This is a genomic window from Colwellia sp. 20A7 (assembly GCF_009832865.1).
In the GTDB taxonomy this organism is placed as follows: Bacteria; Pseudomonadota; Gammaproteobacteria; order Enterobacterales; family Alteromonadaceae; genus Colwellia.
In genome coordinates this window covers 4,066,238-4,080,249 of sequence record NZ_CP047130.1, presented here as the reverse complement: position 1 = coordinate 4,080,249, position 14,012 = coordinate 4,066,238, and the positions used below count along the sequence as shown (strand labels likewise).

At 36.0% G+C, this 14,012-nt stretch carries 13 protein-coding genes; 2 read left to right on the top strand and 11 right to left on the bottom strand.

Translation table 11 applies throughout. The features are described from left to right. Positions 1-14: 14 nt before the first annotated feature. The 11 genes from GQS55_RS17540 to GQS55_RS20115 form a co-directional block, all read right to left on the bottom strand. Positions 15-530, bottom strand: coding sequence for a hypothetical protein (locus tag GQS55_RS17540; RefSeq protein ID WP_159821705.1), 516 nt, complete (start codon positions 528-530; stop codon positions 15-17). Positions 531-644: 114 nt separating this feature from the next. Then, positions 645-2,354: a polysaccharide biosynthesis/export family protein gene (locus GQS55_RS17535; RefSeq protein WP_236559688.1), complete on the bottom strand. Its 1,710-nt coding sequence runs from the start codon at positions 2,352-2,354 to the stop codon at positions 645-647. Continuing rightward, positions 2,351-3,553: a lipopolysaccharide biosynthesis protein gene (locus GQS55_RS17530; RefSeq protein ID WP_236559687.1), complete on the bottom strand. Its 1,203-nt coding sequence runs from the start codon at positions 3,551-3,553 to the stop codon at positions 2,351-2,353. Before GQS55_RS17530 ends, GQS55_RS17535 begins: the two co-directional genes overlap by 4 nt. Continuing rightward, a complete protein-coding gene (locus GQS55_RS17525) occupies positions 3,537-4,208 on the bottom strand; it encodes an ABC transporter ATP-binding protein (protein WP_159821704.1) in 672 nt (223 codons plus the stop codon). Before GQS55_RS17525 ends, GQS55_RS17530 begins: the two co-directional genes overlap by 17 nt. A gap of 34 nt (positions 4,209-4,242) precedes the next feature. Continuing rightward, positions 4,243-5,028, bottom strand: coding sequence for an ABC transporter permease (locus GQS55_RS17520; protein WP_159821703.1), 786 nt, complete (start codon positions 5,026-5,028; stop codon positions 4,243-4,245). 363 nt (positions 5,029-5,391) lie between these two features. Further along, entirely contained in the window at positions 5,392-5,799 is a 408-nt protein-coding gene (locus GQS55_RS17515; protein ID WP_159821702.1) for a VOC family protein, read from the bottom strand. A gap of 354 nt (positions 5,800-6,153) precedes the next feature. After that, the gene (locus tag GQS55_RS17510; protein ID WP_159821701.1) at positions 6,154-7,908 is read right to left on the bottom strand and encodes a sugar phosphorylase; all 1,755 of its coding nucleotides are present in this window, start codon (positions 7,906-7,908) and stop codon (positions 6,154-6,156) included. A gap of 9 nt (positions 7,909-7,917) precedes the next feature. Further along, a complete protein-coding gene (locus GQS55_RS17505; RefSeq protein ID WP_159821700.1) occupies positions 7,918-9,150 on the bottom strand; it encodes a glycosyl transferase in 1,233 nt (410 codons plus the stop codon). Then, positions 9,143-9,982 (bottom strand): HAD-IIB family hydrolase, encoded by an 840-nt coding sequence (locus GQS55_RS17500; protein WP_236559686.1) that lies wholly within the window; start codon positions 9,980-9,982, stop codon positions 9,143-9,145. The genes GQS55_RS17505 and GQS55_RS17500 overlap by 8 nt, the downstream gene beginning before the upstream one ends. Positions 9,983-9,990: 8 nt before the next feature. Next, the gene (locus GQS55_RS20120) at positions 9,991-10,248 is read right to left on the bottom strand and encodes a hypothetical protein (protein WP_236559685.1); all 258 of its coding nucleotides are present in this window, start codon (positions 10,246-10,248) and stop codon (positions 9,991-9,993) included. Between the two features lie 91 nt (positions 10,249-10,339). Further along, a complete protein-coding gene (locus GQS55_RS20115; protein ID WP_236559684.1) occupies positions 10,340-10,861 on the bottom strand; it encodes a hypothetical protein in 522 nt (173 codons plus the stop codon). A gap of 380 nt (positions 10,862-11,241) precedes the next feature. Here GQS55_RS20115 and GQS55_RS17490 point away from each other — a divergent pair, with 380 nt between their 5' ends. Together GQS55_RS17490 and GQS55_RS17485 are read left to right on the top strand one after the other, a co-directional pair. After that, a complete protein-coding gene (locus tag GQS55_RS17490) occupies positions 11,242-12,606 on the top strand; it encodes a hypothetical protein (protein ID WP_159821699.1) in 1,365 nt (454 codons plus the stop codon). A gap of 56 nt (positions 12,607-12,662) precedes the next feature. Then, a complete protein-coding gene (locus GQS55_RS17485) occupies positions 12,663-13,808 on the top strand; it encodes an imelysin family protein (RefSeq protein WP_159821698.1) in 1,146 nt (381 codons plus the stop codon). Positions 13,809-14,012: the final 204 nt, after the last annotated feature.

Genomic DNA, 14,012 nt, shown 5'->3' with positions numbered 1-14,012 from the left:
GTTCTATACTATCGTTAAGCCTGCTTGTCTAATCGATGTTGTCCAAATGTTAGAAATATTGATTGTCCTGAATATTTTTGAATCATTCCATTCTCTAAATCATAACAAGAATCTAAGTTAGAGAGTGTTTCTCGAAGTTTTGGCCATGCTAGCTTTTCAGCTGAAGACAAATTTATTTGTGGGTTAATGGCTATAACGTTTAATTGTAATTCCATAGAGAAGTGTAGCGCAGCAAAACCAGCCATAGAAGCTCCAAATATGGTTACTTTTTCTAGATCGTAGTTTTTGATAACTTGCTCTATTAATTCCAGATAAGTTTTACCTTTATCATGATCTAAATAATATTTATTATTAGCATCAACTAAAAATAAGAAATCTACTCCAGTTTCTCCTTCCGATAAAGTTTTATAGCCAAAATAACGATCACCTTGATTATGTGTGTTGAGTACAATGATCAAGTGTTCGCTATGATTATTTATATGTATATATTTTTTGTTTCTGTATATATGTTCATTTTTGGTATCAATCACAAAAAATCCTTATTTATAAATAAAAAATGTGAACCTTTAAAGCCTAAATTTAATGTTTTGAATTTTCTATTTCCTTAATTATATTAATCTTTAAATCTTTGGTTTTATTTTTCTTTAAAGAGCTAATATAACCGCTGCACTAACAGCTATTTGATACATCACTTGTGTTATATCTTTAGTTAACTGGAATGATTTTGGATCAGGTTTAGCTAACACAAATATTTCATCACCAGCACTAATTTGTTTTTTACTGTTTAAATGCTCATTTACATCAACAAAGTCGCCATTGGGCTTCATGATCAATATATTCATATCATCTAAATCATCAGTAGCACCACCGGCTTTGGCGATATATTCATTGATATTCATGTCGCCGTTGTAGGCAATTGCTGTAGGGAATAATACTTCGCCATGTATCATGACTAAGTTACGTTTCGTTGGTACAACAATGCGGTCACCTTGTTGTAAAATAATTTGCGAAGCATTGTAGCCGTCAGATAATAATACTTGTCCTTTAGGCTCTACTAGTTTTGCTTTCTCAATCCATTGTAAAATGGTACTTGCTTCAGCTGAACGTAATTGTGCTGCTTCATTGGTTTGTGAACGGGCCGTTAGTACACTTTGTTCTAATGCTGATAACGAGGCTAATAGCATATCTTTTTGGCGTGTGGCAACTGAGGCTCTAAATAATTGAATAGCGTCTCTATTCGATAGTTTGGTATATTTAACATCGGCCAATAAGTCAGCCAAACTTGCACCCCAAGGTAATACAATTTCAAATTGAGAGTTATGCTCGCCAATCAGTTCAATACTAATTTCTTTGGCGCGTAGTTGTGAAGACACCTTAATGAGTGAGCCAGCTTTTACTTCAATCGTGTTATTGGCAAGCGCCTCATCCATGGCATATTGTTGTACTGATAGCTCAGTTTCACCATTAGTATTTTCGGGTGCTATTATTGTAATATGAGTGGCTTTTTTCTTTGCGATAACGGCATTTAGGATATTACCTAATTTAGCAGTATCTTCTTTTAGTTGATATGTGCCACTAAAGCCAACATCGCCTTCAATGGTTACGTCGCCATGTTTAGCAGCAACAAATATTACATCGCCTTCTTGTAATTGAATAGCGGGCATAGTGCCATGTTGAATAAAATCGTATAAGTCGATGGTATATTTTGTTTGGTTATTTCGCTTTACTTCAATATGACGCATACTGCCAAGTTCAGTTTTTATGCCGCCAGCAAGATCAATAAAACGTAAAATACTATCAGCACTTTGTCCTTCATATAAGCCGGGTTTGTTCACTAACCCTGATAAAAATACTTTAACCGTTTGGCTAGACATTAAATTAACATAAGCTTCTACATTTGACTTATAAACACGCTTTATACCTTTTAATACCACGTTATTAATTTCTGCGTTACTTACGCCTAATACTTTAATTGGGCCAACTTTAGGAATAAAAATATTACCTTGTGGATCAACTTTTACCTCTGCTTGGTAATCGATACCACCCCACAATTGCACTAGTAAATTATCACCCTGGGTGATTTTATAGTTTGGGTTACTACCAACAAATGAATTTTCTTTAAAGCCACCGGTAAATAACCATTGGCCATAAGCTTGGATGGTGTTGTTACTGTTACTATTGTGGTTAGTATTTTCACTGTTGTTATTTTCATTACTATCATCACTACTAAGTGATATCGCTTGCTTAGCTTCATTGCTTTCATCTTTGGTGATGCTTACTGCAGCCGAAGCAATATTACTGGTTAATATCAGCATTAACGCACTGGCGATGCTTCTTATAAACAAATTTTTCACTCTTTGTGTTCCTTAATAACGGCCACTACCATTTTTAACACGCCATAGATTAAAAGCATGGCGATAAACCAGGTAAAAATGCTGTATAAACGACGAGGGTATTTATCTTCTTGCGCCAAAATGGGCTGCTCTATAACAAGTAAATGTTTTAGGGTTCTAAAAGCCTCACTACGAATAACTTCTAAACTTGCTAATGACGACTTATAAAGGTCTGCGGCTAGTTGGCTATTTAACTTGATTTCTTGGTAATCTAAGTTGATTTTATTTAATGATTGTTGCTCTTGATTAGTTAAACGATTTTTTTCTTGGGTTAATTGTGTTTTTAATGCATCAATATTTCTGTTTATGGCTTTTATATCGGCAGAGTCGGCACGCATAAAAGACGATAACGATTTAAGCTTAGTTTCTTCTTCTATTATTTTAGCTTCAAGCGCATTCATTGCTGATACTATGGCACTGCCTTGTTGCTCGGGGTTGTATAGCTTAAATTTATCTTGAAAGCTAATAAGCTCACTTTGGTATTTTTTCAGTTGACTATAAGCGCGATTGACATCTTGTTGGGCATAATCTAACTGCTGAGTCACCATTTTTTGCCCAAGCTGGTTAATTAAGGTTTCACTTATAGTAATGATTTGATTAGCCACTGTTAACGAAAATTCAGCATCAAAGGTTTGTACCTCAACCATCAGTACTTCTGACATTTCGTCGTAATGCACCAGAATATGATCTTGATAATAGGCGTGATATTGCTCAACGCTACCATTACCGGTGAGACGGCTAAACCAATCCCAGTCACCGGCTTGATAATGCTGTTTTAAACCAACACTTTCTTCAAGTGCTACAGCCATAGAACGTGACTGAATATATTTTTGTAAAATTAAAGCGTCACGAACATTAGGTGAACTATTGGCAATAGACATTAACCCTGCTAGTGGAATGTCATTAGAGCCAATCTCTTTTACGACAAATTGACTTTCGCTGACATAGCGAGGTGAAGCAATAAGAGTATAGTAGCCGATAATAGCCAGTACAGCCGCAAGAACAATAATAAATGAGCCCAGTTTTGCTGCTGTGTAATAAGCTGTTTTCTTTGCTTTTATATAAGCTCTAGAATCGGCAATAAATTGCAAAGGTTTACGTTTAAGTTTTCGAGCCTTGCGTGCGACAGAGCCAAGCTCTTTCTTATTTGGTTGTGACATAGTGGTTTTCATATTCTTTAATTGCAGACTCAATGTCTGTATGATATCTCAGGTTTTGATTAATAATAACCAACCCCGCTTGACAGTTTTTACGTAGTTCACCCATTGAATGGCTAACCATAATTAGTTTGGTTTTTTCATATTTCTCTTTTAATAAGGCTTCACTTTTTCGTCGAAAGTTTGCATCGCCAACAGCGCCAAGTTCATCTACAAGTAGTACATCAAAGTCAAAATCAAATGCCATGGTTAAACCGAAAGCCACGCGAGCTTTCATACCGCTAGAATAGTTTTTAACCGGTTCATTAAAAAACTTACCTATTTCGGCAAAGTCTTCTACTAATTGCTCGATTGGTTTAGTATTTTTATAACCATGTATTCGCGCTACAAATCGTACATTTTCACGTGCGCTCATCGAGCCTTGCAAGCCGCCTTGTAACCCCAGTGGCCATGATATTTTTTCTGTTGAGTTTATTTTTCCTTTATTAGGGAAGTCTGCACCACCTAACATTTTTATTAACGTTGATTTACCAACACCGTTTGGGCCTAGTACGGCGATATTACGATCCGTTGGTAATGCTAAGTTAACATTTTTAAGAACGTAATGCCGCCCTTGTTTTGTTGCGTAATATTTACTGACATTTTCAAAATGTATCATTAGCGAGTAAAACCTATTATGAGAAAGCTTATTATTAGTTAATAAACCTGTACCTGTTTATTCTAAAAGCCATTAATCCAAGAGAGAGACTGCTTAAGGCTACAAAACTGACAAAATACCAATCTCCAATAGGAGTTTTATATGAAGTGAAAAAAGCATCTCGGCTTAGTTCAATTATATGGAATATTGGGTTCCAGCTAAATAGATACCAATATTGTTCAGGTATCATGGTAGCGCAATATAAAACACCTGAAATAAAAAACATGGGAGACATAACCATAGCGAATAGTTTTCCAGCATCTGGCCAATAAGTGATGGCGCAACACAGGAGTAAGCCAATACCTACAGCCATAGTTAATAATAAAAAACAAGCAGCAAATAGCGCTAATAAGTCATCTGGTAATACATCAAAACCTAGCCAAGCCATTGTGCCCAGTATGACTATATAAACAATAATAAAAGTGACTGTTTCGATTAGTGCTCGTGTAATTATTGGATCGATAGCGGTTACTTGCCGATAAGTAAATAATGCCTTATTAGCGCTGACTGCTGCGCCCACTTGAGGTATTAACTTACCAAAAAATTTAAACGGTAATATTCCGGTAAAAAGAAATAGTGCGATAGGGATACCAGATACACTAGTTCGTCCTAGTAATGTGAATATTAGCGCCATAACAGATGCTTGTGCCACTGGCTCTGCAATAGCCCAAAAATAGCCTAAACGGTTAGCGCCAAAGCGGGTTTTTAGTTCTCGCATTAATAGCGCATGAACAGTTGAGGTCATAATTTGAAATGATGTTCTTTTTTGTGCTTTAATCATGTTTATATATACTCCTGCACACTTATAACGGTATTGCTATTCTCGTTATGGGTGACGAGCTTATGTTTTATATGACTTTTTAGCATGACGTTTACTGTATAATTAAGAATTTCACTTTGTGAAGTAGTGATTGTGACAGTGGGTATCATATCTGTTGTTTATGCATTAAATTTGGTGTTTACGCGAATGCTTTGTTAGGTAATCATTGATTTCAACGCTTACCAATTTTTATCATGGAGTAGTATTATTGCGTTTAAGCTCGTTTGATTTTTTAATCAGTACCATCCACAAGAAATAAGCAGATAGTTTACATGACATCACAGTTAATGAATATGTCTTCATATTAAAAAATGTAACAAGTGTTTAGGAGGATTCCTTCACTGGGGTGTAGGAAAATTCAATACGATTACCACTTGGCTCTCTAATCATCATGTGTATTGTTGGACCTTTACCATTTAATTCTGGGGCGAACTCTATGATTAAATTAGGTACTAGTTTAAATCTACGATGTAATTCAGATAATATTTCTTCGCTTGTCACGGTTAGTGCAAGGTGATGTAAACCCACATTGTTTTTTCTGTTAAATTCCACGGTATTTTCCACATCGTTAGTTTGCCAAAGTGTTAGGAAAATTTCGCCATCAGTAACAAATATTGAGGGGTAGTCAGGATAGCCACCTGCTTTTTTCCAGCCTAAGGTATTAATAAAAAAGTCAGCTGATGCTTGAACGTTTTTCACTGTTAAGCCTAAATGATTTAGGCCTTTTGTCATTGTTTTATCTTGATAAAGGGGGGGCTGTGTTTGTCGTTCGCGCTAACAGCACTTGAGGTAATTAGTAGTAAGGTTAGTGTTAGTAATAAAATTTTATGCATAGTATGCCTCGGTCTGTAGTTAGGTATTAGCATTAGGTTGTTGACTAGTATTGACCGAGAAATAGAACTTAAGTATTCAATTTAATTACTTATTTTAATGTCAATCAACAGCTGAGATTTGAGAACGTTGATATAATAATGTGTGTTTTGATGATTAGTTTACTGAGGATATAAATATTAGGGATTTGTTTACTAGGGATATGGAAGAGAAAGTAAAGGCCATAGCGTGTATGACCTTGATACTATTTTTTATCTACTGTGCTTTAATGTTAGCAATCCAAACCGTTTGATAAGGTAATAAGGTGATAGATTCAGTTAAGTCTGTTACCTCTGCACCGGTAATTAATTCAATCCAGCTCTCGGTAACAATTAAATTGAGTTCACTTAAAGGCAAAGACAACGGTTTATCTGTGATATTACTGACACAAAAAATGCTTTGTTTTCTGTCTTGGCTTTGTCGCCAAAAGCCAAATAATGATAAACCTAAATGCAAAGTAAATTGAGTAGCATTAGGATGAAACGCTGGTTGTTTTATGCGAGTGTCTAGCAACGAGGTTAATGATGACAGTACTTTGGCATGATGCAAATTTTCATCTTTTAGTGCTTCAGCTAATAACTCCTCATCCCAACGGTGTCGATTAATAGAACGATTATGATGGGTGTTTGATAGCTTTTTATAGTCGTTTTGAGTACCTATAAGGCTATGAATATAAATGCCAGGGATGCCTTCAAGGGCAAACATGATCGCGTGAGCACAAATGAACCGCTCAAAATTCCATTGATCTTTCCCATTAACCGTACCTTGCATAGCATCATACAAGGCTATATTCATTTCATACGCTTTTTGATCGCCACCTTCTGTGGTTCGCCATGATATTTTTCCGCCAAAGCCTTCAACCGTTTTAACTAAGTTATCAAGCTCTTCTTCACTCAATAAGCCTTCAGCAGGACGTAAGCCAATACCGTCGTGAGAAGCAATAAAGTTAAAATACATAGTGCCATTTTGTGGTGGCGGCATACTCATTAACCAGCGTTTTAAGTATAAGCAGCTACCGGTAAGTAAGGTGTTTAATAATAGCGGTGGTAATGAAAAGTTATATATGCCATGAGCTTCGTTGGCGTTACCAAAATAGGTAAGGTTTTGGGTATTAGGAATGTTTGTTTCGGTAATGATAATTGCATCTGATTGGGCAGACTCAATTAAGGTTCTTAATAATCTCACTACTTCGTGTGTTTGAGGTAAATTAATACTTGTTGTGCCGGCTACTTTCCACAAAAAGGCAATGGCATCAAAACGAAAGATTTTAACGCCACTATCAAGATATTGTCTGATAATAGTAGTAAAGGCTTTTAATACTTCAGGGTTACGAAAGTCAAAATCGACTTGGTCGTGACTAAAAGTACACCAGACAAACTTTTTACCGTTACTGGTTTCTATTTCTTTTAATAGCGGGGAAGTGCGAGGCCTAACAACATCAGATAGGTCATCGTCTGGTAATGCTGTGAAAAAGAAATCATTTCCAATACCTTCTCCTTTTACAAAATTGTCAAACCAAATACTGCGACTTGAACAATGATTAATGACCAAGTCAGACATAAAGTTATAGTCTTGGCTAATGGATTCAATATCATCCCAAGCGCCCAACGATTCATTAACTGATGAATAATCAATAACAGCAAAACCATCGTCTGAACTGTATGGGAAAAAAGGTAATATATGTATGCTATTAATCGTGTTTTTTATTTTTGTGTCTAAGAAGTGTTTCAACGTTTTTAAAGGAGCTTGTCCCTCACTTACTACGCTATCACCATAGGTGATCAATATAACATCTTCTTCAGACCAGTGATTTTTAAAAGGCTCAGCAACCTCAAACGTTGTTGATAACCGCATGATATCGATAAGCGCTTGTGCAATATCGTCACATGAGGTTTCGAGCGGAACGTCTTTATAGATACAAGTCAGCTGCTGAACTAACTTTTCTTTCAATAGATTAATTTGTGCGGACATACTTCACCTTTACTTCAAGGACTGACTAAATTCTGCATTGTCTAATTCTACCGCTTCTTTTAACTGCGATAAAATATCTGGTATAGCACTTACTACTCGGTTCCAAGAAGGAATAAAAGGCGTATCCATAGGTTGCTCTAAGAAAGTATGACCTGCAGTTAATATATTTTCAGCGAACATTTCTACCGCTTTTTCTTCGTTATGAATATCGAGTTGTAGTCCATTCATCATGGCGTCATTTCGATAAGTCTCAACATAATCTAAAGCAATACGATAGTAAGTAGCTTTTAATGTTCTAAATTTTTCAGAGGTGAATGTTTCGCCCTGTGTGGCGAGTTTTCGAATAAATGATTTAGTAATATCAACTGACATTTTTGATAAACCGCCTTGATCATTATCTAAAGACAAATCTTGATGCTTATGATCATAGGTTGCCGCAATATCAACTTGGCATATACGGTTTGGCGCGTAATTACGATACATTTCAGAAAGTACACCAATCTCTAAGCCCCAATCACTTGGAATACGAATATCACTTAATACATCTCGGCGGAAAGAAAACTCACCGGCTAATGGGTATAAAAAACTGTCCATATATTCAAGGTAATCACAGTGACCAACGGTTTTCTTTAATGCTTTAATTAACGGTGTTACTAATAAACGTGAGACTCTGCCATTAATTTTTCCACTGGCAACACGTGCATAATAACCTTTAGAAAACTCATAGTTAAACAGTGGGTTGGCAACAGGGTAGAGCAATCTGTCGAGTAATTCTCTTTCGTAAGTTAAAATATCACAATCATGTAAAGCAATTGATTCAGCTTTACCAGACGCTAAAATATAGCCCATGCAATACCAAACATTACGACCTTTGCCTAATTCTTTCGGTGCTAGGCCAAGTTCTTGTAATTTTGCGTCGATTGCTTGTAATCTAGGACCATCATTCCACAGTACTTTATGGTGTTGTGGTAGCTCACCAAAAAATGATAACGCATGTTTATATTGGTCTAAATCAGCACGGTCTAAACCAATAACTATTTCAGATAAATACTCTACACCTTTAAGTTTGCTGATAATATCAGGTAAGGCTTTGCCTTCTAGCTCTGAAAACAATGAAGGTAGAATAAGGCCTAAAGGACGTTTTTTTGAAAATTCTAATAATTCGGCCGCCATATCTGCGGATTCACGTTGTGCTAAATTATGTAACGTTGTTACTGTTCCGTTTTGATAAAAATCAGCCATGATTTACCTCTGAGTTAATTGAATTTGATAGCAGTTGTTGTATTGCTTCTGCCCAACCTTCGGGCCCATATGATTTTGTTTTAGTTGTTTGGTATTGACGATATAACGTTGGAAATTCATGCACAGGTGAACGAATTTGTACTGCAAAGTCGGCAGCTTCTAACATTGAGTTATCATTTTCTCCATCACCTAAGGCAATAGTTACTATTGAGCTGTTGTAATGCTCGCGGTATCGCTCTGCCAACCAAATTAACGCTTGGCCTTTATCGCAATAGTCACCTATATGAATGAACCGGCCTCCTTGAACAACATTTGCGCCTAAATCAAGCATGTATTCAATAAAGTGTTTTTTAGTTTCTTCATCACCTAACCAATGAATTGGTTCACCAAATTGTCTTTGTTTTGCTCTATTAGCGTCATCTAGAGATAACCCCGTTATTTCTGCTAATTCCAAGTCAGTTAATGTTGAAAACCCTTGGTATTGGTTAGAAAAATCAGATGATTTTTCAGATAATAATGCCAGCCAATACTCTCGAGGTAGGCAAAATGATTTTACCCAAAATCCATCAACAGTCTGGGTGTTTTCAGGTTGCTTTTCAAAGGTACCAATAGGTATATATATCGCTGCGCCATTCTCAATAATAAATGGTGCATTAAGATTAAGGTTTTGGTTAATAATTTCTAGTTCAGCGAGCGTTTTGCTGGTATTTAAAACAACAGGTGTTTTGGCATTTTTTAACTGCTCAAGAGTTGCGCTTGCGGGCGTTGATTGATAAGTGTAATGATCAAGCAAAGTTCCATCTAGATCACTGAATATCACGGTTGGTAACATGTTTATACCTATTCTATTATATGCATTTCAGTAATACTGCGATCGGGACTTAGTTGAAAAATTGTATCGGCAGAATGAGAAATGCTATTACATCCTTGTACGCTAAGCCTTTGGAAATATTGTGTAAAATTTAAAATTTCCGCTGGTGTCATAATTTTTGAATTAGTTAAACCAAGATTTCTTGCTTCTAGTTTTTGCTCTTGTTCTAAACGCCATTTATAAACACAATCGAAAGAAGGAGCTTGTAACGCTAGCCAGAAATCCATATTTTTATATAAAGGCTCGTATAACGATTCTAGCTGTTGATTGACATAATTTCGCCAGACACCATCCGCATCGTGTTGTAACTCAAGTTCATTAATAGGTTTTTGTAGTTGTTCTGCCGTTTGTGATTTTACGCCCCAGCACCATCCTTCTATGAGAATAATATGGCTTTTCAATTGAATACCAAAGGTCTTTCGCAAAGGGTTCGTCAGTTGCTTTATCAAATTTGGGAATAGAAAAGCCAATTTCTTGTGCTTTTAATTGATTAATAACTTGTGCGAGTGCGGCGATATCGTGAGTGCCTGGAACGCCTCGAGTAGCTAATAATGGGTGTATATCTTGTGCTAATTCATTGCGTTTTTCACTAGAATAATAAAAGTCATCGAGTGACATAACCACAACATTAACTTGATATTGGTCTATGAGGTATTCAGCAATATAGTCTGTTAACGTCGACTTACCACTACCTTGGCAGCCATTAATACCAACAAAATAAGGCTGTTTTTTATTTTCAAACTTGTTAAAAATTCTATCCGCTAGCGGCTTATAGTATTGCTTTACTGTATCTTTGAATTCTTCTGGTAGTTTATGTTCTTTAAGAAATGTCGAAAGCATAATATCCCCTTAGTCAAATAGTTACTATGATAATGTATCAACTCTTATGCCACTTTATAAACTTTCACTGTTATTTATAACTCAATGTAAAATAAAGAATATATTTTTTTGTCTCTAGACTTTCTATCATTTCAACACAGCAGATGAGCAAATAAGTAATTTAATTGCTCTATATTGGTGCAGTGATGAATAAGAAAGATGAAGTTCTATTAATTTATCTTAAAGAAAGTTCATAACATGTAAATCAAGTTTATCAGCCTACTCTATACTCTTATCCACACGCAAACACTAACGAGAATGATTTTCACTTGCAATATTGGTGGTGAGGAATTATCATAAATACAAATAAAATTGGTTCTTATTTGTATTTGGTTGGGTTAATGAAACGTCTATTTGTATCTATCTTAGTTTATGGGCTCTGCTCTTTTAATAATCAGAGTGTTGCGGCAACTCAGTCAGAGTTGGAGTTAGCGTTAGAAAAGCAACAACAACAGCTCGCGTTAATTGAAAAACAATTAGCGACTTTAAAAGCAGACTCGCTTAAAGCCTCTGAAAATAAGCAATTGAATACAGGTCAAGATTTTGATGTTAAAAAGAATTGGCAGATTAATTCTTATGGCAGTGTACTTTATAAAAGTGAAGACGTTTATCAGAACATTCAAGATACAAACCCTGAGCGAAGAGCAACAACCGACTTAGAGCGCGTAGTGTTAGAGTTTGTTTACGATTTTGATCCTAAGTGGCAAGTTGAGATCGAGCTTGAATATGAACATGGTGGTACAGGTTCAACTTTAGAATATGACGGCTTTGAAGAATTTGGCGAGTTTGAAACGGAAGTTGAAGCCGGTGGGGAAATTATTGTTGAAAAAATGCAAGCTCAATATATTGCCAATAAATACTTCACTATGAAGATGGGACATATTTTTGTACCTGTAGGTCTAGGGACTGATTTACATAAACCGACACAGTATGTTTCTACTCAGCGCTATTGGAGTGAAGCAACGCTTATTCCACAAGTTTGGCATGAAACCGGCGTAAATTTAATAAGTAAGTGGAATGGCTTTACCGCACAAACCTTAATTACCACAGGTCTTAATTCAGAATTTTTTCGCACTTATAACTGGATCGCGACTGGTCATCAAAGACGTTTTGAAACAGTAAATGCCGATGATTTAGCATTCACACTTCGCTTAGATTACGGTGATATAAAAGTGGGTAAAGGCATAGGCGTTAGTTTTTATACTGGGGATACTTCAGGTAATAGAAATAATGATACAAAAGTTGATGGCGACGGTAACCTTACCATTATTGGTCTTCATGGAGCATACAGTTATGAGAATTGGCTTGTTCGTGGTCAATATTTATTTGGGTCGTTAGATGATAGTGAAGCGATTACTAATGCGAATAAAACAACCCCAGGGTTAAAGCCGGGCAATTTCTCACAATTAGGCAGCGAAGCTGAATCGGCATTTGTCGAGTTATCGTATAACAGTCAAGATCTGTTCAATGTCAGCAAACCTCTCTATTTATATACTATTTATGAATATGCAAATCCGATCAAAAAAGTTGAACAAGGTCTAGCCACTGACCGTTTCAATACCCAGTCTATTGCCTTAGGTATGAACTACTATCCGATTAAAAATATTGTACTTAAAACACAGGCCGCACAAACAAAACATGCACAAAGCAACTTAGATGATAGCACTAGCTTTAGTTTGTCTATGGGTTACTTCTTTTCTATATAGCACGGTCAAAATAACAAAATTAACAAAATTAACGAAATTTAAATAAGGGACATAACATGATATTTAAGAAATCTTTATTAGCAGCGGCTATCTCGGCATTAGTACTAACGGCTTGTGGTGGTAGTTCGTCAGACGCTGAAACGCCTACCGTTGTGGAAACTAATTTCAGCTTTGAAGCAACTGAAATGATTACTAATTTAACTAATGATGTGATCGTTGCGGGCTATCAAAACCTTAATGATGGTGCGGCAGACTTTTTATTAGCAACTCAAAATTTGGTAAACACACCAACAGATAAGAATTTAGCGTTAGCTCAGCAAGCTTGGAAAGATGTTAGAGTACCTTGGGAGCAAGGTGAATCACACATCTTTGGCCCAGTTGACGCACTTTCTATTGATCCTCATTTAGATACTTGGCCGTTAAATACCAGCGATTTAGAGGCGTTATTAGCATCTCAAGCAAGTTTTAGTGCTGATGAACTCAAAACGTTTAATGATGATGTTCAAGGTTTTCATACCATGGAGTTTCTATTGTTTGGTGATGGTGTAGAAGATAATGAGAAAAGCATTGATGAAATGACTACACTTGAAAGTGAGTATTTATCTGCTGCTGCAGAAGTATTTAAAACTTATACGCAATCATTGTTAGATGCATGGATAGTTGCGAATGATCCGAATGATGCTAATTCACCGGCATACAAAGACTTATTATTGACTACGAATAATGATATTTATGCATCTCAGTTGGGTGTAGTAGAAGAATTAATCAACGGTATGATTGGTATTATTGATGAGGTAGGTAATGGCAAAATAGCGGAACCGTTTGGTAGTAATATCGACAATATTGATACTTCTAAAGTGGAATCACAATATAGCTGGAATTCACTCGCTGATTTTACTGACAATATTCGTGGCGTACAAAATGTTTATCGCGGTGAGTTTTCAGGGCAGGCTGATAAAGCCGGTATTATTGATTTTGTTAATGCAGCTGATGCTGATCTTGCCACAAGAGTAGATACTGAAATAATGGATGCTATTGCAGCCATTGAAGCGATTGCTGGTGAGAGTGATTTACCTTTTAGGCAAGCCATTAATGATGCTGATGCGCGTGTGAGAATTCAAGCAGCGATAGATGCTTTATCAACGTTACAAACCTCTTTTGAAAATGATGTCTTAACTAAACTACAAGATTGGCAACAATAGGTTCGTTAATTATTTATTGAGTCATTCTCAACAATTATTGCGCAAGGATGCACAATAATCTACACCTGTTCTGGGCATCCTACCAATGATTAATCTAAGTAAGTTAAGTAAGTTAAAAAAGTTAAGTTATTTAAGTAAACTAAATTATTTACATAAACTAAGTAATTCAGATAGTTCAACGAAACGACACAAAGCCAAGCAGTC